This window comes from Austwickia sp. (assembly GCA_016699675.1).
Classification (GTDB): Bacteria; Actinomycetota; Actinomycetes; order Actinomycetales; family Dermatophilaceae; genus Austwickia.
Genome location: CP064985.1, coordinates 2914552 through 2934448 on the forward strand (window position 1 = coordinate 2914552; position 19897 = coordinate 2934448).

At 69.7% G+C, this 19897-nt stretch carries 31 protein-coding genes and 2 pseudogenes; all 33 read left to right on the forward strand.

The genetic code is table 11. The features are described 5' to 3' along the window. The first annotated feature begins 2 nt into the window (after positions 1 to 2). The 33 genes and pseudogenes from rplC (at position 3) to IPK37_13450 (ending at position 19718) form a co-directional block, all read left to right on the forward strand. Positions 3 to 671 (forward strand): 50S ribosomal protein L3, encoded by a 669-nt coding sequence (rplC, locus tag IPK37_13290; protein QQR99929.1) that lies wholly within the window; start codon positions 3 to 5, stop codon positions 669 to 671. 4 nt (positions 672 to 675) lie between these two features. Next, entirely contained in the window at positions 676 to 1347 is a 672-nt protein-coding gene (rplD, locus tag IPK37_13295; protein QQR99930.1) for a 50S ribosomal protein L4, read from the forward strand. Then, positions 1344 to 1646, forward strand: a complete 303-nt coding sequence (gene rplW, locus IPK37_13300; protein ID QQR99931.1) for a 50S ribosomal protein L23 — start codon at positions 1344 to 1346, stop codon at positions 1644 to 1646. The genes rplD and rplW overlap by 4 nt, the downstream gene beginning before the upstream one ends. A gap of 29 nt (positions 1647 to 1675) precedes the next feature. Continuing rightward, positions 1676 to 2512, forward strand: a complete 837-nt coding sequence (gene rplB / locus IPK37_13305; protein QQR99932.1) for a 50S ribosomal protein L2 — start codon at positions 1676 to 1678, stop codon at positions 2510 to 2512. A gap of 15 nt (positions 2513 to 2527) precedes the next feature. Continuing rightward, positions 2528 to 2809: a 30S ribosomal protein S19 gene (rpsS, locus tag IPK37_13310; protein ID QQR99933.1), complete on the forward strand. Its 282-nt coding sequence runs from the start codon at positions 2528 to 2530 to the stop codon at positions 2807 to 2809. Between the two features lie 32 nt (positions 2810 to 2841). Continuing rightward, positions 2842 to 3210, forward strand: a complete 369-nt coding sequence (gene rplV, locus IPK37_13315; GenBank protein QQS02867.1) for a 50S ribosomal protein L22 — start codon at positions 2842 to 2844, stop codon at positions 3208 to 3210. Next, complete coding sequence (rpsC, locus tag IPK37_13320) at positions 3210 to 4067, forward strand: 30S ribosomal protein S3 (protein QQR99934.1); 858 nt, start codon at positions 3210 to 3212, stop codon at positions 4065 to 4067. Before rplV ends, rpsC begins: the two co-directional genes overlap by 1 nt. After that, positions 4067 to 4486 carry a 50S ribosomal protein L16 gene (gene rplP / locus IPK37_13325; GenBank protein QQR99935.1) on the forward strand — a complete coding sequence of 140 codons (420 nt, stop codon included), beginning with the start codon at positions 4067 to 4069 and terminating at the stop codon, positions 4484 to 4486. The genes rpsC and rplP overlap by 1 nt, the downstream gene beginning before the upstream one ends. Then, on the forward strand, positions 4486 to 4713 hold the full coding sequence (locus IPK37_13330) for a 50S ribosomal protein L29 (protein ID QQR99936.1): 228 nt from the start codon (positions 4486 to 4488) through the stop codon (positions 4711 to 4713). The genes rplP and IPK37_13330 overlap by 1 nt, the downstream gene beginning before the upstream one ends. After that, positions 4713 to 4997, forward strand: a complete 285-nt coding sequence (gene rpsQ, locus IPK37_13335; protein ID QQR99937.1) for a 30S ribosomal protein S17 — start codon at positions 4713 to 4715, stop codon at positions 4995 to 4997. Before IPK37_13330 ends, rpsQ begins: the two co-directional genes overlap by 1 nt. Before the next feature lie 139 nt (positions 4998 to 5136). Continuing rightward, positions 5137 to 5505 carry a 50S ribosomal protein L14 gene (rplN, locus tag IPK37_13340; protein ID QQR99938.1) on the forward strand — a complete coding sequence of 123 codons (369 nt, stop codon included), beginning with the start codon at positions 5137 to 5139 and terminating at the stop codon, positions 5503 to 5505. Positions 5506 to 5518: 13 nt separating this feature from the next. Continuing rightward, the gene (rplX, locus tag IPK37_13345; protein ID QQS02868.1) at positions 5519 to 5875 is read left to right on the forward strand and encodes a 50S ribosomal protein L24; all 357 of its coding nucleotides are present in this window, start codon (positions 5519 to 5521) and stop codon (positions 5873 to 5875) included. Then, complete coding sequence (gene rplE, locus IPK37_13350; protein QQR99939.1) at positions 5875 to 6450, forward strand: 50S ribosomal protein L5; 576 nt, start codon at positions 5875 to 5877, stop codon at positions 6448 to 6450. Before rplX ends, rplE begins: the two co-directional genes overlap by 1 nt. Before the next feature lie 2 nt (positions 6451 to 6452). Continuing rightward, a complete protein-coding gene (locus tag IPK37_13355; protein QQR99940.1) occupies positions 6453 to 6638 on the forward strand; it encodes a type Z 30S ribosomal protein S14 in 186 nt (61 codons plus the stop codon). Between the two features lie 94 nt (positions 6639 to 6732). After that, positions 6733 to 7131: a 30S ribosomal protein S8 gene (gene rpsH / locus IPK37_13360; protein ID QQR99941.1), complete on the forward strand. Its 399-nt coding sequence runs from the start codon at positions 6733 to 6735 to the stop codon at positions 7129 to 7131. 24 nt (positions 7132 to 7155) lie between these two features. Continuing rightward, entirely contained in the window at positions 7156 to 7695 is a 540-nt protein-coding gene (rplF, locus tag IPK37_13365; protein ID QQR99942.1) for a 50S ribosomal protein L6, read from the forward strand. 9 nt (positions 7696 to 7704) lie between these two features. After that, a complete protein-coding gene (gene rplR, locus IPK37_13370) occupies positions 7705 to 8073 on the forward strand; it encodes a 50S ribosomal protein L18 (GenBank protein ID QQS02869.1) in 369 nt (122 codons plus the stop codon). Between the two features lie 61 nt (positions 8074 to 8134). Then, positions 8135 to 8788, forward strand: coding sequence for a 30S ribosomal protein S5 (gene rpsE / locus IPK37_13375; protein QQR99943.1), 654 nt, complete (start codon positions 8135 to 8137; stop codon positions 8786 to 8788). Beyond that, positions 8788 to 8970 (forward strand): 50S ribosomal protein L30, encoded by a 183-nt coding sequence (gene rpmD / locus IPK37_13380; protein QQS02870.1) that lies wholly within the window; start codon positions 8788 to 8790, stop codon positions 8968 to 8970. The genes rpsE and rpmD overlap by 1 nt, the downstream gene beginning before the upstream one ends. A 59-nt stretch (positions 8971 to 9029) precedes the next feature. Then, positions 9030 to 9464, forward strand: a complete 435-nt coding sequence (rplO, locus tag IPK37_13385; protein ID QQS02871.1) for a 50S ribosomal protein L15 — start codon at positions 9030 to 9032, stop codon at positions 9462 to 9464. 134 nt (positions 9465 to 9598) lie between these two features. Then, positions 9599 to 10909 carry a preprotein translocase subunit SecY gene (gene secY, locus IPK37_13390; protein QQR99944.1) on the forward strand — a complete coding sequence of 437 codons (1311 nt, stop codon included), beginning with the start codon at positions 9599 to 9601 and terminating at the stop codon, positions 10907 to 10909. A gap of 157 nt (positions 10910 to 11066) precedes the next feature. Beyond that, positions 11067 to 11675 carry an adenylate kinase gene (locus tag IPK37_13395; protein QQS02872.1) on the forward strand — a complete coding sequence of 203 codons (609 nt, stop codon included), beginning with the start codon at positions 11067 to 11069 and terminating at the stop codon, positions 11673 to 11675. Positions 11676 to 11694: 19 nt separating this feature from the next. Next, on the forward strand, positions 11695 to 12540 hold the full coding sequence (map, locus tag IPK37_13400) for a type I methionyl aminopeptidase (GenBank protein QQR99945.1): 846 nt from the start codon (positions 11695 to 11697) through the stop codon (positions 12538 to 12540). 260 nt (positions 12541 to 12800) lie between these two features. Continuing rightward, complete coding sequence (infA, locus tag IPK37_13405) at positions 12801 to 13022, forward strand: translation initiation factor IF-1 (GenBank protein QQR99946.1); 222 nt, start codon at positions 12801 to 12803, stop codon at positions 13020 to 13022. Between the two features lie 130 nt (positions 13023 to 13152). Beyond that, positions 13153 to 13266, forward strand: a complete 114-nt coding sequence (gene rpmJ, locus IPK37_13410; GenBank protein QQR99947.1) for a 50S ribosomal protein L36 — start codon at positions 13153 to 13155, stop codon at positions 13264 to 13266. A gap of 193 nt (positions 13267 to 13459) precedes the next feature. Then, complete coding sequence (gene rpsM / locus IPK37_13415) at positions 13460 to 13837, forward strand: 30S ribosomal protein S13 (protein QQR99948.1); 378 nt, start codon at positions 13460 to 13462, stop codon at positions 13835 to 13837. 128 nt (positions 13838 to 13965) lie between these two features. Continuing rightward, the gene (gene rpsK, locus IPK37_13420; protein QQR99949.1) at positions 13966 to 14373 is read left to right on the forward strand and encodes a 30S ribosomal protein S11; all 408 of its coding nucleotides are present in this window, start codon (positions 13966 to 13968) and stop codon (positions 14371 to 14373) included. Positions 14374 to 14399: 26 nt separating this feature from the next. Next, positions 14400 to 15008: a 30S ribosomal protein S4 gene (gene rpsD / locus IPK37_13425; GenBank protein QQR99950.1), complete on the forward strand. Its 609-nt coding sequence runs from the start codon at positions 14400 to 14402 to the stop codon at positions 15006 to 15008. A 184-nt stretch (positions 15009 to 15192) separates the two neighbouring features. Continuing rightward, positions 15193 to 16209 (forward strand): DNA-directed RNA polymerase subunit alpha, encoded by a 1017-nt coding sequence (locus IPK37_13430; GenBank protein ID QQR99951.1) that lies wholly within the window; start codon positions 15193 to 15195, stop codon positions 16207 to 16209. A gap of 71 nt (positions 16210 to 16280) precedes the next feature. After that, positions 16281 to 16628: pseudogene (gene rplQ, locus IPK37_13435) on the forward strand (50S ribosomal protein L17). A gap of 483 nt (positions 16629 to 17111) precedes the next feature. After that, positions 17112 to 17996 carry a tRNA pseudouridine(38-40) synthase TruA gene (truA, locus tag IPK37_13440; protein ID QQR99952.1) on the forward strand — a complete coding sequence of 295 codons (885 nt, stop codon included), beginning with the start codon at positions 17112 to 17114 and terminating at the stop codon, positions 17994 to 17996. Positions 17997 to 18191: 195 nt separating this feature from the next. Beyond that, positions 18192 to 18739, forward strand: a pseudogene (locus IPK37_13445) (isochorismatase family protein). Positions 18740 to 18743: 4 nt separating this feature from the next. Then, positions 18744 to 19718, forward strand: coding sequence for a DJ-1/PfpI family protein (locus IPK37_13450; GenBank protein ID QQR99953.1), 975 nt, complete (start codon positions 18744 to 18746; stop codon positions 19716 to 19718). Positions 19719 to 19897 lie beyond the last annotated feature (179 nt).

Here is a 19897-nt window from a genome sequence, read left to right on the forward strand (position 1 = left end):
GAATGACTACCCAAGCAACGGGGCGCGCCGACCGAGTGGTCTCTGGCGTGCTGGGCGAGAAGCTCGGGATGACGCAGGTGTGGGACGAGGACAACCGTCTCGTGCCGGTGACCGTCATCAAGGCCGGGCCCTGCGTCGTGACGCAGGTCCGCACGCCCGAGACCGACGGCTACGCCGCCGTCCAGATCGGTTTCGGCGCCATCGACCCCCGCAAGGTCAACAAGCCCGAGACGGGCCACTTCAGCAAGGCGGGCGTGACCCCGCGCCGCTACCTCGTCGAGATCCGCACGGCGAACGCCGGCGAGTTCAGCCTCGGCCAGGAGGTCACCGCCGAGGCGTTCGAGGCGGGCGCCAAGGTCGATGTCTCCGGCCGCAGCAAGGGCAAGGGCTTCGCGGGCGTCATGAAGCGGCACGGCTTCTCCGGCGTCGGCGCCTCCCATGGTGCGCACCGCAACCACCGCAAGCCCGGCTCGATCGGTGCTTGCGCCACGCCGTCCCGCGTGTTCAAGGGACAGCGCATGGCCGGCCGCATGGGCGGCGTGCGCCAGACCACGCAGAACCTCACGATCCACGCCGTGGACGCCGAGAAGGGGCTGCTGCTCGTGAAGGGCGCCATCCCGGGCCCGCGCGGCGGCATCGTCCTCGTCCGTACGGCGGCCAAGGGAGCCTGACGCCATGACGACCATCGACATCCTTGACGCGAACGGCACGGCGGGCGGCACCATCGAGTTGCCGGCCGAGCTGTTCGACGTCCAGACCAACGTGCCGCTGATCCACCAGGTCGTCGTGGCCCAGCTCGCGGCCGCCCGCCAGGGCACGCACGCCACGAAGACCCGCGGCGCCGTGAGCGGTGGTGGCCGCAAGCCCTACCGCCAGAAGGGCACCGGCCGCGCCCGCCAGGGCTCGACCCGGGCGCCGCAGTTCACCGGCGGTGGCACGGTCCACGGCCCGCAGCCGCGCAACTACGCCCAGCGGACCCCCAAGAAGATGAAGGCCGCCGCGCTGCGTGGCGCCCTGTCCGACCGGGCCCGCCATGGTCGCATCCACTGCGTGAGCGCGTTCGTCGAGGGCGAGACGCCGTCGACCAAGGCCGCCGCGGGGCTGCTCGCCAAGGTGAGCGAGCGGCGCAACCTGCTCGTCGTGCTCGGCCGCGCGGAGGCGCAGCAGCTGCTGTCCCTGCGCAACATCGCCGCGGTGCACGCGCTGATGGCCGACCAGCTCAACACGTACGACGTGCTGTGCGCGGACGACATCGTCTTCTCCGAGGCGGCGCTGCGCAGCTACATCGCGGGGCCCGCCGCGGCCGGCGCCTCGGTCCCGGCCAATGACGAGGAGGCCAGCAAGTGAGCACCCTGGGCAAGGATCCGCACGACATCCTCATCAAGCCGGTCGTCTCCGAGAAGTCCTACGGCCTCATGGACGAGGGCAAGTACACGTTCGTGGTCGACCCGCGCGCCAACAAGACGGAGATCAAGATCGCCGTCGAGCGCATCTTCAACGTCAAGGTCGCCTCGGTCAACACGCTGAACCGGCAGGGCAAGGCTCGCCGTACCCGCCTCGGCATCGGTCGGCGCAAGGACACCAAGCGGGCGATCGTCACGCTGAAGGAAGGCTCGATCGACATCTTCGGCACGGCGCGAGCCTGAGCCGCTGACGAGGACGACAGGACGAGAACATGGGTATCCGCAAGTACAAGCCGACGACACCGGGTCGTCGCGGCGCGAGCGTGGCCGACTTTGTCGAGATCACGCGCTCGGAGCCGGAGAAGAGCCTGGTGCGGCCGCTGAGCAAGACCGGCGGGCGCAACAATCAGGGCCGCATCACCACCCGCCACATTGGCGGCGGGCACAAGCGCGCCTACCGCGTCATCGACTTCCGGCGCCACGACAAGGACGGCGTGCCGGCGAAGGTCGCGCACATCGAGTACGACCCCAACCGCACCGCGCGCATCGCGCTGCTGCACTACGCCGACGGCGAGAAGCGCTACATCCTGGCGCCAAACCGCCTCGCGCAGGGGGATCGGATCGAGAACGGCCCCGGCGCCGACATCAAGCCCGGCAACAACCTGCCGCTACGCAACATCCCGGTCGGTACGGTCATCCACGCCATCGAGCTGCGGCCCGGCGGCGGGGCGAAGATCGCTCGATCTGCCGGCGCGCGCGTGCAGCTCGTCGCCAAGGACGGCCCGTACGCCCAGCTGCGTATGCCCTCCGGCGAGATCCGCAACGTCGACGTCCGCTGCCGCGCGACGGTCGGCGAGGTCGGCAACGCCGAGCAGAGCAACATCAACTGGGGCAAGGCCGGCCGCATGCGGTGGAAGGGCAAGCGCCCGACCGTCCGCGGTGTCGTGATGAACCCGGTGGACCACCCGCACGGTGGTGGTGAGGGTCGCACCTCCGGTGGCCGCAACCCGGTCAGCCCGTGGGGTCAGCCCGAGGGTCGCACCCGCCACCCCAACAAGGAGAGCGACAAGCTCATCGTTCGACGCCGTCGGACCGGCAAGAAGCGCTGATAGGAGCCTGGAAACATGCCGCGTAGCCTGAAGAAGGGCCCCTTCATCGACGACCACCTGCAGAAAAAGGTGGACGCCGCGAACGAGGCCAAGAGCAAGAACGTCATCAAGACCTGGTCGCGTCGGTCGGTCATCGCCCCCGACTTCCTGGGTCACACCTTCGCCGTGCACGACGGCCGCAAGCACGTCCCGGTGTTCGTCACCGAGTCGATGGTCGGCCACAAGCTCGGCGAGTTCGCCCCGACGCGCACCTTCAAGGGGCACGTGAAGGACGACAAGAAGGGGCGTCGTCGCTGATGGCAGCCCAGACAGAGACCAAGGACAGGCTCATGGAAGGCAAGGCGCAGGCGCGCAACGTGCGCGTGACGCCGATGAAGGCCCGCCGTGTCGTCGACCTCATCCGCGGCAAGGGGGCCGTCGAGGCCCTGGCCGTGCTGCAGTTCGCGCCGCAGTCGGCCTCCGACCCGGTGCGCAAGTGCCTGGCGTCCGCGATCGCGAACGCCCGCTTCCTCGCCGACAAGACGTCCGCGCCGTTCGACGAGCGCGAGCTGGTCGTCAGCACGGCGTACGTCGACGAGGGTCCCACGATGAAGCGTTTCCAGCCGCGCGCGCAGGGCCGGGCCTACCGGATCAACAAGCGCACGTGCCACATCACGCTCGTCGTGAGTCAGCCGGAGAAGAAGGGAAGTGCCCGCTGATGGGGCAGAAGGTCAACCCGCACGGCTTCCGCCTCGGCATCACCACGGAGCACAAGAGCCGGTGGTTCGCGGACTCCACGAAGCACGGGCAGCGCTACCGCGACTACGTCAAGGAGGACGTGGCGATCCGCAAGCTCATGTCCACGGGCATGGAGCGCGCCGGCATCAGCCGCGTCGAGATCGAGCGCACCCGGGACCGCGTCCGCGTCGACATCCACACGGCGCGCCCGGGCATCGTCATCGGCCGCCGCGGCGCCGAGGCCGACCGGATCCGCTCCGAGCTGGAGAAGCTCACGGGCAAGCAGGTGCAGCTGAACATCCTCGAGGTCAAGAACCCCGAGATGGACGCGCAGCTGGTGGCCCAGGGCATCGCCGAGCAGCTGTCCGCTCGCGTGTCGTTCCGGCGCGCCATGCGCAAGGGCATGCAGTCCTCGCTGCGCGCCGGCGCCAAGGGCATCCGGGTGCAGTGTTCCGGCCGCCTCGGCGGCGCCGAGATGAGCCGCTCGGAGTTCTACCGCGAGGGCCGGGTGCCGCTGCACACGCTGCGCGCGCAGATCGACTACGGCTTCTATGAGGCCAAGACGACCTTCGGCCGCATCGGCGTGAAGGTCTGGATCTACAAGGGCGACATGACCGCCCGGGAACTCGCGGCCCAGCAGGCCGCGGCCCCCGGCCGGCCGTCTCGTAGCCCGCGTGGGGACCGCAACGACCGGCCCGCCCGCGGCCGTCGCCCGGGTGGCGACCGTCCCGAGCGCGGTGGCCGCGAGGGTGCCGAGGCGCCCGCGTCCGCCGGCTCCGCCAGTGCCGAGGCGGCAGTGGCCGCCGGTCCGGCCAGCACTGAGGGAGAGCAGTCCTGATGTTGATTCCGCGTCGCGTCAAGCACCGCAAGCAGCACCACCCCGACCGCTCCGGCGCCTCCAAGGGCGGCACCACGATCGCCTTCGGCGAATACGGCATCCAGGCCCTGGAGCCGGCGTACGTGACGAACCGGCAGATCGAGTCCGCCCGTATCGCCATGACCCGCTACATCAAGCGTGGCGGAAAGGTCTGGATCAACATCTACCCGGACCGCCCGCTGACCAAGAAGCCCGCCGAGACCCGGATGGGTTCCGGCAAGGGCTCGCCGGAGTGGTGGATCGCCAACGTCAAGCCCGGTCGCGTGATGTTCGAACTGTCCGGTGTGACGGAGGAGACGGCCCGCGAGGCCATGCGTCTGGCGATGCACAAGCTCCCCATGAAGTGCCGTTTCGTGCGGCGTGAGGGTGGTGACTTCTGATGGCGGTCGGTAGCAAGGACCTGGCGGCGGGCGCGCTGCGCGAGCTGTCCGAGGACAAGCTCGTCGACGAGCTGCGCAAGGCCAAGGAGGAGCTCTTCAACCTCCGGTTCCAGTCTGCGACCGGGCAGTTGGAGAACCACGGCCGGCTGCGGGCCGTCCGTCGGGACATCGCCCGGATCTACACGATCATGCGCGAGCGTGAGCTGAACATCGGAGGGACCAACTGATGGCGGACAGCACCCAGGCGACGCAGGCACCCGTGCGCGGGTCCCGCAAGACGGCTCAGGGTTATGTCGTGTCCGACAAGATGGACAAGACCGTGGTCGTCGAGGTCGAGGACCGCGTCAAGCACGCCCTCTACGGCAAGGTCATGCGGCGTACGAACAAGCTCAAGGCGCACGACGAGGCCAACGAGTGTGGCGTCGGCGACCGCGTCCTGATCATGGAGACCCGGCCGCTGTCCGCCACCAAGCGGTGGCGGGTCGTGGAGATCCTCGAGCGCGCCAAGTAAGCCTTCCGCTGGCCGGAGCGCCCCCGCGACGCCGTACGGCGGGCGGGCGGCACCCCGAAGAGCGAAACCCCAAGATCCGTTCCGCAAGGCTCGACCCCCGCTCGGGGGCAGAGAACCGGCGCGACGACAGGAGTGAGAAGTGATTCAGCAGGAGTCGCGACTGCGGGTCGCCGACAACACGGGTGCAAAGGAAATCCTCTGCATCCGGGTTCTCGGCGGGTCGGGTCGGCGGTACGCCGGCGTCGGCGACATCATCGTCGCCACCGTCAAGGACGCCATCCCCGGCGGCAACGTCAAGAAGGGCGATGTCGTCAAGGCGGTCATCGTGCGCACCAAGAAGGAACGCCGTCGCCCCGACGGCTCCTACATCAAGTTCGACGAGAACGCCGCCGTGATCCTCAAGAACGACGGGGACCCCCGCGGCACCCGCATCTTCGGCCCGGTGGGACGAGAGCTGCGCGAGAAGAAGTTCATGAAGATCATCTCGCTCGCCCCGGAGGTGCTCTGAGGCCATGGCCAAGATGAAGATCAAGAAGGGTGACCTCGTGCAGGTCATCACGGGTCGCAAGCAGGACAAGGGTGGCGACCGCGGCAAGCAGGGCAAGGTCATCGAGGTCTACCCCGAGACCGGCCGCGTGCTGGTCGAGGGCGTCAACCGGGTGACCAAGCACACCAAGGCGGGCCAGACCTCGCGCGGGTCGCGCACCGGTGGGCTGGTGCACACCGAGGCGCCGATCCACGTGAGCAACGTGGCGATCGTCGACCCCGAGACCAAGAAGCCGACCCGCATCCGGACCCGGATGGAGACCGTCGAGCGCAACGGGCGCACGAAGACGGCCCGGATCCGGGTGGCCGTGCGCTCCGGGAAGGACCTGTGATGACGACGACGACCGAATCGACCGAGGCGCCGGCGGCGCGGCTCAAGGCCCGCTACCGCGAGGAGATCAAGCCCGCGCTGCTCAAGGAGTTCGCCTACGGCAACGTCATGCAGGTGCCCGGCGTCACCAAGGTGATCGTCAACATGGGCGTCGGCGAGGCCGCGCGCGACAGCAAGCTCATCGAGGGCGCGGTGCGCGACCTGACGGCCATCACCGGCCAGAAGCCCGTCGTCACCAAGGCGCGCAAGTCGATCGCGCAGTTCAAGCTCCGCGAGGGCATGCCCATCGGCTGCCACGCCACGCTGCGTGGGGACCGGATGTGGGAGTTCCTCGACCGGCTCGTCACGGTCGCGCTGCCGCGGATCCGTGACTTCCGTGGCCTGTCGCCCAAGCAGTTCGACGGGCGCGGCAACTACACCTTCGGCCTCAACGAGCAGTCGATGTTCTACGAGATCGACCAGGACCGCATCGACCGCGTGCGCGGCATGGACATCACCATCGTCACGACCGCGACGAATGACGACGAGGGTCGGGCGCTGCTGCGTCACCTCGGCTTCCCGTTCAAGGAGAACTGACCGTGGCCAAGACCGCGCTGATCAACAAGGCGAACGCCAAGCCCAAGTTCAAGGTGCGGGCCTACACCCGGTGCCAGAAGTGCGGGCGTCCCCACTCGGTGTACCGGAAGTTCGGCCTCTGCCGCGTCTGCCTGCGGGAGATGGCGCACCGCGGCGAACTGCCCGGCGTCACCAAGAGCAGCTGGTAACCACCGACCCACCCGAAAGTTTGGAACACCGTAGGTCGCCCTCGCCGCATTCGGCGGGTGGGGAAACCCCGGTGAGAAAGGGCGGAGAAGCCCAATGACCATGACGGACCCCATCGCGGACATGCTGACGCGGGTGCGGAACGCCAACTCGGCGCACCATGACACCGTGTCCATGCCGTTCAGCAAGCTCAAGTCGAACATCGCGGAGATCCTCCAGAAGGAGGGCTACATCGCCGCGTGGAAGGTCGAGGACGCCGAGGTCGGCAAGACCCTGACCATCGACCTCAAGTACGGCCCCAACCGGGAGCGCTCGATCGCCGGCGTCCGCCGCGTCAGCAAGCCCGGCCTGCGGGTCTACGCGAAGTCGACCAACCTGCCCAAGGTGCTCGGTGGCCTGGGCGTGGCGATCCTGTCCACGTCCTCGGGGCTGCTCACCGACCGGCAGGCCGCGGCGAAGGGCGTGGGTGGGGAAGTCCTCGCCTACGTCTGGTGACGGAAAGCGAGGAGGAGAAAAACCATGTCCCGAATCGGACGACTCCCGGTCACCGTCCCGTCCGGCGTTGATGTCAGCATCGACGGTCAGAACGTGCGCGTGAAGGGCCCCAAGGGGGAGCTGTCGCACAGCGTGCGCGAGCCCATCTCCGTCGCCCGCGGTGAGGACGGCGCCATCGCCGTCTCCCGCCCGGACGACGAGCGGATGTCGCGCTCCCTGCACGGCCTGACCCGGACCCTGATCAACAACATGATCGTGGGCGTCACCAGCGGCTACGAGAAGAAGATGGAGATCCAGGGCACCGGTTACCGCGTGCTCGCCCGGGGCTCCAACCTCGAGTTCTCGCTGGGCTACAGCCACACCATCACGGTCGAGCCGCCGGCGGGCATCATCTTCGCAGTCGAGGGCCCTACCAGGTTCAGCGTGTCGGGCATCGACAAGCAGCTGGTCGGCGAGACCGCCGCGAACATCCGCAAGCTGCGCAAGCCCGACCCCTACAAGGGCAAGGGTGTGCGGTACGCCGGCGAGGTCATCCGGCGCAAGGTCGGAAAGGCTGGTAAGTAACCCATGGCGATCATCACCAAGCGCGGCAAGAGCAAGGCCGCCGCGCGCAGCCGTCGCCACCTGCGGCTTCGCAAGAAGATCCGGGGCACCCAGGCGCAGCCACGCATGGTCGTGACGCGCTCGTCGCGGCACGTCTTCGTGCAGATCGTCGACGACCTGGCGGGCAAGACGCTGGCCAGCGCCTCGACGATGGAGGCGGACCTGCGCTCCCTGGACGGCGACAAGACGGCCAAGGCCAAGAAGGTCGGCGAGCTGCTCGCGGAGCGGGCCAAGTCGGCCGGCATCTCCTCGGTCGTGTTCGACCGTGGCGGCAGCAAATACCACGGGCGCATCGCGGCGATTGCCGAGGGTGCCCGCGAAGGTGGGCTGGTCCTGTGAGCAGCGTGACCCGTGGCGGTGCTGCGATCGGCACCACGAACTACGAGAAGAGGATCGACTGATGGCTGGACCCCAGCGCCGAGGCACTGGCGCCGGTGCCGCCGGTGGCGCGGACCGTGCCGGCGGCGACCGTAACGAGCGAGGCGACCGCCGCGGCGGTCGCGACCGCGACAACCGTCGGGGCGCGCAGGACGAGGCGCGCAACCAGTACGTCGAGCGCGTGGTGACGATCAACCGCGTCTCCAAGGTCGTCAAGGGTGGCCGGCGGTTCAGCTTCACCGCGTTGGTCGTCGTCGGCGACGCTGACGGCACCGTCGGCGTCGGCTACGGCAAAGCCAAGGAGGTTCCCGCCGCGATCGCCAAGGGCGTCGAAGAGGCCAAGAAGGCCTTCTTCAAGGTCCCGCGCATCCAGGGAACCATCCCGCACCCCGTGCAGGGGGAGGCCGCGGCCGGCGTCGTGCTGCTGCGCCCGGCCGCTCCCGGTACCGGTGTCATCGCCGGTGGCCCAGTGCGTGCGGTGCTGGAGTGCGCCGGCATCTCCGACGTGCTCTCGAAGTCCCTGGGCAGCGACAATGCGATCAACATCGTCCACGCGACGGTGGCGGCGCTGAAGGACCTGGAGCGGCCCGAGTCCGTGGCCGCCCGTCGTGGCCTTCCGCTCGAGGACGTGGCGCCGGCGGCTCTGCTGCGGGCCCGCGCGGGAGCGGGTGCGTGATGGCCCGACTCAAGGTGACCCAGATCCGTTCCGAGATCGGCGGCAAGCAGAACCAGCGCCAGACCCTGCGCACGCTGGGCCTCAAGCGCATCGGTGACTGCGTCGTCAAGGAGGACCGCCCGGAGATCCGGGGCATGGTCCGCACGGTGACGCATCTCGTGACCGTCGAGGAGGTTGACTGACCATGGCGAAGAACGACGCCGCTGAGGCGAGCGAAGCGACCGAGCCGACGGGCCACGCGCTGAAGGTGCACCACCTCCGGCCGGCGCCCGGGGCCAAGACCCCGAAGACCCGGGTGGGTCGCGGGCAGGGCAGCAAGGGCAAGACGGCCGGCCGCGGCACCAAGGGCACCAAGGCCCGTTACCAGGTGCCCGAGCGGTTCGAGGGCGGCCAGATGCCCCTGCACATGCGGCTGCCCAAGCTGCGCGGCTTCAAGAACCCGTTCCGCACCGAATACCAGGTCGTCAACCTGGACCGGCTGAGCGTGCTCTACCCCGACGGTGGCGACGTCACCGCGGAGGACCTGGCGGCCAAGGGCGCGGTGCGTCCCGGGCAGCTCGTCAAGGTGCTCGGCGACGGCGAGCTCACCGTCAAGGTGAGCGTCACCGCGCACAAGTTCTCGGCCTCGGCCAAGAGCAAGATCGAGGCCGTCGGCGGGACCGCGACCGAGCTCTGATTCCACGCGGCGCTACGCCGTACCCATCACGCCCCGGGTGCCGGGACCACCGGCCCCGGGGTGTTATCGTCCCCGAAGTCGACGATGTGCGCCGGCCGATGTCATCCCGGTCGTCGTGCACTGCAGGAGGATTCGTGCTCACCGCCTTCGTCCGCGCGTTCAAGACGCCGGATCTGCGCAAGAAGCTCCTCTTCACCTTGTTCATCATGGCGATCTTCCGGCTGGGCTCGTACGTGCCCACCCCGGGGGTCAGCTATGTCGCCGTGCGCGAGTGCCAGAAGAACGGCGGCGGCAGCGGGCAACTGCTCGGCCTCGCCGACCTCTTCAGCGGCGGGGCGCTGCTGCAGCTGTCCGTGTTCGCGCTGGGGATCATGCCCTACATCACGGCCAGCATCATCGTGCAGCTGCTCACGGTGGTGATCCCTCGGTTCGAGACCCTCAAGCAGGAGGGGCAGACGGGGCAGAGCAAGCTGACGCAGTACACGCGCTACCTCACGATCGCCCTGGCGGTGCTGCAGAGTTCGACCTTCGTGACGTTCGCGCACAACCCGCAGAGCCTGTTCGGGGCGTCGTGCACGAACATCCTCTCCGACGACAACTGGTGGACCCCGGCCATCATGGTGCTGACCATGACCGCCGGCACCGGCCTGATCATGTGGCTCGGCGAGCTGATCACGGAGAAGGGCATCGGCAACGGCATGTCGCTGCTGATCTTCACCTCGATCGCCGCCCGCTTCCCGACCTCGCTGTGGTCCATCAAGGAGCGCGACGGCCGCTGGGACACCTTCCTGCTCGTCATCGCCATCGGGCTGCTGATCATCGCCGCCGTCGTCTTCGTCGAGCAGTGCCAGCGGCGCATCCCGGTCACCTACGCCAAGCGCATGATCGGGCGGCGGATGTACGGCGGGACCACGACGTACATCCCCTTGAAGGTCAACCAGGCCGGCGTCATCCCGGTCATCTTCGCCAGCTCCCTGCTCGCCATCCCGGGGCTCATCGTCCAGTTCCAGCAGGCCAACCCGGAGCGGCCCGAGTGGATCAACTGGATGGCGCAGAACATCGTGCCCCAGCGCAGCGTCTGGCACGTGGTGATCTACACCCTGCTCATCGTGTTCTTCACGTTCTTCTACGTCTCGATCTCGTTCAACCCCGACGAGGTCGCCGACAACATGAAGCGGTACGGCGGCTTCATCCCCGGCTATCGCGCGGGTCGGCCCACGGCGGAGTACCTGCGCTACGTCCTCAACCGCATCACCGTGCCCGGCGCGCTCTACCTGGCCCTGGTCTCACTCATCCCGATCATCGCGTTCGTGATGCTGAACGCCGACCAGAACTTCCCGTTCGGCGGGACGTCACTGCTGATCATCGTCGGCGTCGGCCTGGAGACCGTGAAGCAGATCGAGAGCCAGCTGCAGCAGCGCCACTACGAGGGCTTCCTGCGCTGACCGGCACCGGCGCCCCGGCCGCGGTGTTCCGCAGGGCGGGCGATCCCGCCCACGCGGCGTATCCCCGAGACTAGGATTCCCGCTGAGCACGGCGAATGCCGTGGCCCTCGCCCGCGTCGACGACGACGCGCGGGAGTCGACGGAAGGGAATGCTGCGATGCGACTGTTGATGCTCGGCCCGCCCGGAGCCGGAAAGGGTACTCAGGCGGCCAGGATCGCGGAGGCGCTCGGGATCCCGGCGATCTCCACCGGCGACATCTTCCGCACCAACATCAAGAACCAGACCCCGCTAGGGCAGAAGGTGCAGGCGATCATTGAGGCCGGCCACTTCGTGCCCGACGACGTCACCAACGAGATCGTGTTCGATCGGCTGGGCGAGGCTGACGCCGCGCATGGCTACCTGCTCGACGGCTACCCCCGCACGGTGGAGCAGACCTGGGCGTTGCGCGAGTTCCACTGGTCCCACGACACCGACCTGGACCATGTGCTGGAGCTCAAGGTGCCCGATGAGGAGGTCGTCCAGCGGCTGCTCAAGCGCGCCGAGATCGAGGGTCGGCCGGACGACACCGAGGAGGTCATCCGCGAGCGGATGAAGGTCTACCACGCCGAGACCACGCCCATCTCGGACATGGCCCGCGGGCGTGGCCTGCTGCGGGAGATCGACGGGACCGGCTCCATGGACGAGGTGTACCAGCGGTGCATGGACGCGCTCGCGCAGCCCACCTCGACGCCGCCGCGGCCGGCCCGCCCGACCGCCTCCGCCTGACCTCCGGGGCTCCTTGGTGATGTTCGGCCGCCGCGAGCAGCTCGGCGTCAAGAGCGCCGACGAGATCCGCCTGATGCGGGCGGCGGGTCTCGTCGTCGCCGACGCGCTGGCCGCCGTCGCGCAGGCGGCGGTGGCGGGCACGACGACCGGCGCTCTCGATGCGCTGGCCCAGGGGGTCATCCGCGACCACGGGGCGCGACCGTCCTTCCCCGAGGTGCCCGGCTACCGGCACACCCTCTGCGTCAGCGTCAACGACGAGGTCGTCCACGGCATCCCGGGGGAGCGGGTCCTGCGCGACGGGGATCTGGTCTCGGTCGACTGCGGCGCCATCCTGCAGGGCTGGCACGGCGACGCCGCCATCAGCGTCCACGTCGGGGGGCCGGAGGCGGCCACCGAGGACGACCGGGCCCTGTCCGAGGCCACCAGAGCGGCCCTGTGGGCCGGCATCGCGGCCTTCCGGATCGGGTCGGTCCTCGGCGACGTCGGCGCGGCGATCGAGGACGAGGTGACCGCCCAGGGGCGGCGGCTCGACCGGCCGTTCGGGATCGTCGAGGGGTACACCGGGCACGCCATCGGCCGCGAGATGCACGAGGAACCCGACGTCTACAACTACCGGGTCAAGGGCCGCACGGCCGCCATCCGGTCGGGGGCCACCGTCGCCATCGAGCCGATGATCACGGCCGGGTCTTCGCAGACTCGGGTCCTCGCCGACGACTGGACCGTGGTCACCGTCGATGGGTCCCGGGCCGCGCACTGGGAACACACGGTCGCCGTCACGGACGCGGGCCTGTGGGTGCTCACCGCCCCGGACGGCGGGGCGGCGGAGTTGGCTGGGCGGGGGGCGGCGTACGGTCCGCTCGGCTGAGGCCGCAGCGGATTTCGCGTTCCCAGAACGCCTGCACTAGACTGACGAGTCGGTTCAACGTCGCTTCGGTGTGCCTGCCGTCCCGCATCGACCTCGACATAGCCCCGCTGGGGACCGGTGTCCGAGGTCGCGTCGTGTCGGGGGCCGTCGCCGCGCTCGCGGGACCGACACCCCGGCCTGATGACCGGGGACGATAGCCGGGCCCAGCCCGGAAGGTGCCCGTCGGCTCTCGGCCGGCGGCTCGACGGATTGCGGAGGACATGGCCAAGAAGGACGGTGTCATCGAGATCGAAGGCACGATCATCGAGGCTCTGCCGAATGCGATGTTCCGCGTGGAACTGAGCAACGGACACAAGGTGCTCGCCCACATCTCGGGCAAGATGCGGCAGCACTACATTCGGATCCTTCCCCAGGACCGGGTGGTGGTCGAGCTGAGCCCCTATGACCTGTCCCGAGGGCGCATCGTTTTCCGTTACCGCTGAGCAGCACCGGCGCACGACGTACGGCGACGCCCATCGCCACTGCCGCTGCGCCACCCATCCCGTTCCGACCCGCCCCCCTCGCGTGGAGCACGATGCGCGCGCGGAGGGCCAGATCCGAAGACGAAGGCAGATGAAGGTTCAGCCGAGCGTCAAGAAGATCTGCGACAAGTGCAAGGTGATCCGCCGCAACGGGCGGGTCATGGTGATCTGCGAGAACCTGCGCCACAAGCAGCGCCAGGGCTGACCGCCCGGCACGCAGCACCACCGATGCACCACGTCGCCTGATCTCATCGCCGACGCATATGCAGTACGACAGCAGCACCCGGCCCCGGGCATCGACCCGGACGTCACCCCCGGCACGGAGGCCGAGGACCAGCGCAACGTCGCTGGGACGGTGTTGCTCCAGACCTCCGCAATGATCAGGAGAACCATTCCTCATGGCACGACTTGTCGGAGTCGACCTCCCGCGCGAGAAGCGCGTGGAGATCGCTCTCACGTACATCTTCGGCATGGGTCGCACCCGCGCCAAGGAGGCCGTCGCAGCGGCCGGGGTCGACCCGTCGACCCGCGTCAAGGACCTTACCGAGGCCGACCTCGTCAAACTCCGCGACTTCATCGAGGAGAACTTCAAGGTCGAGGGTGACCTGCGGCGCGAGGTCGCCGCGGACATCCGCCGCAAGGTGGAGATCGGCAGCTACCAGGGTCTGCGGCACCGTCGCGGTCTGCCCGTGCGCGGTCAGCGCACCAAGACCAACGCGCGCACGCGCAAGGGCCCCAAGCGCACCGTGGCCGGCAAGAAGAAGGCTGGCAAGTAAGCACCCCGCGTCGGGGGCGACACGCTCCCCGATGTGTACGGCGGGTGCTCCTCACCCCCGCCGAGGCCTTCTTCGAAGACCGACACCGCAGACTCACCTGTCCGAAGATGTAGGAGAAACCAGAACTCATGCCTCCCAAGAGCCGGATGGCCGCGGGCGCCAAGAAGGTGCGCCGCAAGGAGAAGAAGAACGTCGCCCACGGGCACGCGCACATCAAGAGCACGTTCAACAACACGATCGTCTCGATCACCGACCCCACCGGCGCAGTCATCAGCTGGGCGTCCGCGGGCCAGGTCGGCTTCAAGGGCTCGCGCAAGTCGACGCCCTTCGCCGCCCAGATGGCCGCCGAGGCCGCCGCTCGCCGCGCCATGGAGCACGGCATGCGCAAGGTCGACGTGTTCGTCAAGGGTCCGGGCTCCGGCCGCGAGACCGCCATTCGTTCCCTGACCGCTACCGGCCTGGAGGTCGGCGCCATCAGCGACGTCACGCCGACGCCGCACAACGGTGTCCGCCCGCCCAAGCGCCGCCGCGTCTGACGCCCGTAGCGAGAAGGAGAACCATCATGGCCCGCTACACCGGCCCCATCACCAAGAAGTCCCGCCGGCTCAAGGTCGACCTCGTCGGCGGTGACAAGAACTTCGAGAACCGTCCCTTCCCGCCCGGCCAGCACGGCCGCGGCCGGATCCAGGAGAAGGAATACCTTCACCAGCTGCAGGAGAAGCAGAAGGCCCGCTTCACCTACGGCGTCATGGAGAAGCAGTTCCGCAGCTACTACGAGGAGGCCGTGCGCCGCTCCGGCAAGACCGGTGAGAATCTCCTGCGGATCCTGGAGTCCCGGCTCGACAACGTGGTCTACCGCGCCGGCCTGGCGCGCACCCGCCGCGCGGCCCGCCAGCTCGTGACGCACGGGCACTTCCTGGTCAACGGCGTCCGCGTCGACGTGCCCAGCTACCGGGTGAGCCAGTACGACATCATCGACATCCGCCCCAAGAGCCGCGAGCTGTTCCCGTTTGAGCTGGCCCGCCAGACGTTCGGCGACCGCCCCATCCCTGCCTGGATGAAGGTCGTGCCCGGCACGCTGGAGATCCTGATCCACCAGCTGCCGGTGCGCGAGCAGATCGACACCGTGCTCACTGAGCAGCTCATCGTCGAGCTCTACTCGAAGAACTGACACCGAAGGCGGGGGCCCCAGCGGCCCCCGCCGCCGGCGTGTCCGGGACTCCCGACGTACGTCGGGGGCTCCGGTGCGTCGCCAGGCCCGGCCCGTGGACAGATGCGGATCGGGCCGCCGGCACCCCACGGCCGGCACCACTTGCGGGCTTCATATAGCGGTCGCCCGCGGGAAGGAACACACCGTGCTCATCGCCCAGCGGCCCATCCTCTCCGAGGAGGCCATCTCCGAGGCGCGCTCCCGGTTCGTCATCGAGCCCCTGGAGCCCGGCTTCGGCTACACCCTCGGCAACTCCCTGCGCCGGACGCTCCTGTCGAGCATCCCCGGCGCCGCCGTCACGAGCATCCGCGTCGACGGCGTCCTGCACGAGTTCACGACGATCCCCGGAGTCAAGGAGGACGTCACCGAACTCATCCTCAACATCAAGGGCCTCGTCGTCTCCAGCGAGCACGACGAGCCCGTGGTCATGTACCTGCGCAAGCAGGGCCCCGGCGTCGTCACCGCCGCCGACATCGCCCCGCCGGCCGGGGTCGAGGTGCACAACCCCGACCTGCACATCGCCACGCTCAACGACGCCGCCAAGATTGAGATGGAGCTGACCGTCGAGCGCGGCCGCGGCTACGTCTCCGCGCAGCAGAACAAGGCCGGCGACCAGGAGATCGGCCGGATCCCGGTCGACTCCATCTATTCGCCGGTGCTGGCCGTGACCTACCGGGTCGAGGCGACCCGTGTCGAGCAGCGCACCGACTTCGACAAGCTCATCGTCGACGTCGAGACGAAGAACTCGATGGCCCCCCGCGACGCGCTGGCCTCGGCCGGCAAGACGCTGGTGGAGCTGTTCGGGCTGGCCCGCGAGCTCAACGTCGAGGCCGAGGGCATCGACATGGGCCCGTCGCCGACGGACGCGGCGCTCGCCGCCGACCTCGCGCTGCCGATCGAGGACCTGGACCTCACGGTGCGGTCCTACAACTGCCTCAAGCGCGAGGGCATCCACACGGTCGGCGAGCTCGTCGGCCGCAGCGAGGCGGACCTGTTGGACATCCGCAACTTCGGCGCCAAGTCCATCGACGAGGTCAAGGCCAAGCTGGTCGGCATGGGCCTGTCGCTCAAGGACAGCCCGCCCGGATTCGACCCGACGGCGATCGTCGACCGGTACGACGAGGACGACGACTCGGCGTTCGCCGAGGACGAGCAGTACTGACCGATTCGACCGGGATGCTCGGCCGCTGACGGCGGCGGAGCGGATCGGTCAGCAGACCCACAGGAGATCTCATGCCCACCCCCACGAAGGGTCCCCGCCTCGGCGGCGGCCCCGCGCACGAGCGGCTGATCCTGGCGAACCTCGCCACGGCGCTGTTCGAGCACGACAAGATCACCACGACCGAGGCCAAGGCGAAGCGGCTGCGTCCGCTGGCCGAGCGGATGATCACCTTCGCCAAGCGCGGCGACCTGCACGCCCGTCGTCGGGTGCTCACGGTCGTCCGCGACAAGGGCGTCGTGCACCGCCTCTTCACCGAGATCGCGCCCGACATGGCCGAGCGCCCCGGCGGCTACACCCGCATCACGAAGATCGGCCCCCGCAAGGGCGACAACGCGCCGATGGCCGTGATCGAGCTGGTCCGCGAGGCGTACTCGCCGAAGAAGGCCACCGTCAAGGAGGCCGAGGCGGCAACCAAGCGGGCGGCCAAGAAGGCCGCGCCTGCCGCCCCGGCCGCACCGGTCGAGGACGCGGCTCCGGCCGCGGCGGAATCCACGCAGACGGACGAGGCGACCGCGGCCGAGGCCCCGGTGACGGATGCCTCCGTCGAGGCCACCAGGACGCCGGACGAGGCCACGATGGACGCGGCGGACGCCCCGGCGCCCGCGGCGGCCACGCCCGCGACGGAGCTGGAGGAGTCCGGTGGTGTCGAGCCGGCGGCCCTGGCCACCGGTGCCGAGGAGCTCGAGGCCAAGGACGCCTAGTCCCCGCACTGACGCTCTCGTTATCCCACTGACGCCCCTCGTGAAGAGGGGCGTCAGTGCGTAAGGGAGGGCGTCAGTGCGGTGCCAGCGGCGGGGTGCCGGCCTGCTGGGTGCTGGGGCTTCTGGGGCTACGCTGAGTCGGTGACCAGCTCGGATCCGCCGGACCCGGCGAGCGACGCCGTACGGTTGCGGCTCGACTTCGGCTACGACGGCACCGACTTCTCGGGGTGGGCGGCCCAGCCCGGCCGCCGTACCGTCGAGGGCGCACTCACCGCCGCGCTCGCCACGATCCTGCGGGTCGACGGCCTGCGACTCACGGTGGCGGGGCGCACGGACGCGGGGGTACACGCCCGCGGCGCGGTGGCCCACGTGGACGTGCCGCGCGCGGCGTACGGCGCGTTGCCGGGCCGGTCCGATCGGGAGCCGGCGGCCGCCGCCGTGAGCCGGCTGCGGGGGGTGCTGCCGCCGGACATCGCCGTACGGCGGGTGGCGCTCGCGCCCGAGGGTTTCGATGCCCGGTTCTCGGCGACCCATCGGCGCTATTCCTACCGGCTCACGGACCGCCCGTGGGAACTGGATCCGCTGCGGCGCAGGGAGGTTGTCGCTCATCCGCGATCGATTCAGGTGGCGGCGCTGGACGCGGAGGCGAGGTCCCTGGAGGGACTGCATGACTTCGCTGCCTTTTGCAAGCGGCGCGACGGCGCCACGACGGTGCGGACGCTGCTGCGCTACAGCTGGGAGCGGGACGCCGCGGGAGTCCTGGTCGCAACGGTGATCGCGGACGCGTTCTGCCACTCGATGGTGCGTTCCCTCGTGGGCGCGGTGGTGCCGGTGGGGGAGGGCCGCCGCCAACCGGGGTGGGCGCGTCAGGTGCTCGAGGTCGGAGTGCGGGACTCGAGCGTGACAGTGATGCCGCCCCACGGGCTGTGCCTGGAGGAGGTCGGCTACCCGCCGGATGCCGAGCTGGCGGCCCGAGCACGCCAGGCCCGCGCGGTCCGGGTCCTGGCCCCGGGATGCCGAGACTGAGCCACCACGGAGAAGTGACTAGGGCGTTATGCGCGCCCTGGGTCGCATAACGCCCCAGTCAGCTCGGGCGACGATGACCTGACCTGACCTGACCTGACCTGACCTGACCTGACCTGACCTGATCTGACCTGATCGTTCCGGTCCGGGGCTGTTCCCGCCCTGGGCCCGCCGCGGTCCGGGCGGGAGGGTGGAGTCATGAGCACCGCGCTGATCGTCATCGACATTCAGGAATCCTTCCGACGCCGCCCGGACTGGGCGCAGATCTCCGCCCCGGACATCGTGGAGCGAGCGCAACAGCTCGTCGACCATGCTCGCAGGGTGGGCGAACACGTGGTCTGGGTGCTGCACGCGGCCCCCGGCAGCGGTGGCCCGTTCGACCCCGCCCTGGGCCAGGTGGTGCTGGCGTCCGGGCTGGAGCCTCGCCCAGGCGAGCCGCTGATCACCAAGACCAGCCACAACGCGTTCACGACCACCAACCTGGGACAGCAGCTGACGCGGCTGGGGGTCGACCGGATCCGGCTCATCGGCATCCGCACCGAGCAGTGCGTTGAGACGACGGCTCGGCTGGCCAGCGACTACGGATACGCGGTCGAGGTCGTATCGACGCCACCGCCACCCACCCCCTAGCCTTGGCGGACGGCTCCGGCACGCTGTCCGCGGCGGACGTGGTTGAGCGGACCGCCGCCGCCCTGGCGGGCCGCTTCGCCACGATCAGCACCCTCGCGGACGTCCTGGCACCATGAAGCCATGCCGTCCTCCCGCCGTGTCCTGATCGTGTTGCCGCAGTGGGTGCACATCATGGACGTCGCGGGTCCGGCGCAGGTCTTCGTCACGGGCGACGAGGTCGTCGGCGGCGGTCCGGGCGGTGCGAGCGGTCCGGGCCGAAGTGGGTACGCGGTGTCCTATGTCGGGGTAGACCGGGCCGTGACGTCCCACCATGGGCTGATGCTGACCGCAGATCCGATCTGGCCGCGGCTGCACCCACGTGACCTTGTCCTGGTGCCCGGCTGGAAGACGACACGAGATCCGCGGCCCCTGCCGGAGGCGATGTTGGCCGGGCTGCGCGAGCACGCGGACCGGGGCGGGCACGTGGCCAGCGTCTGCGCCGGGTCGCTGCTCCTGGCCCAGGCGGGTCTGCTCGGGGGCCGGCCGGCCACCACGCACCACGAGCTCACACAGGAACTCGCTCGCTACCCGGGGGTGCGGGTGCAGCGCGACGTCCTCTACACCTGTGCGCCCCGCCTGCATACGTCGGCCGGAATCGCGAGCGGGATCGACCTCGCGCTGCACCTCGTGGCGCACGACCACGGCCCCGCAATCGCCGCTCGCGTCGCGCGCACGCTCGTAGTGCCGGCCTGGCGTCCGGGCGCGGCGGCGCAGCACTCCGTGCGCCTGGCGCACCGCGATCACCTCAACGACCTGGCGCACCGCGCACAGGACCTCCTCGACAACCCGGAAGAGGCTCCGCTCGGCCTCGGCCAGCTCGCCGCGCGGCTCGGCGTCAGCGACCGGACGCTCGCGCGGCACTTCACCAGGGCGGTCGGGATGACTCCGCACGCCTACGCGACGGCGGTGCGTCGAGAGCGGGCGGGTGAGCTCCTCGCCCATGGGTGGACCCAGGAGGCCGCCGCGGCCGCGGTGGGCTATGCGGACGGCCGGTCGCTGCGACGCCGTGGGGCGCCCCCGACCGCCGATGGGGGCGGGGACGGGGCTCGCGCCTGAGCACGGGACCGAGCCGCATGCCAGCTCGGACTCGGCGGTGTTCGGCAGGTCCGCCTCCTGGCTCGCGGACCGGGCCGCGCGGGTTCGCGGGTGAGATCCGGGCACGTGTGCTGTCGGTGCGAGGCACTACTGTCTGACGCACGTCGACCAGATGCGCCGCATCGATGGCCGATGTCGTT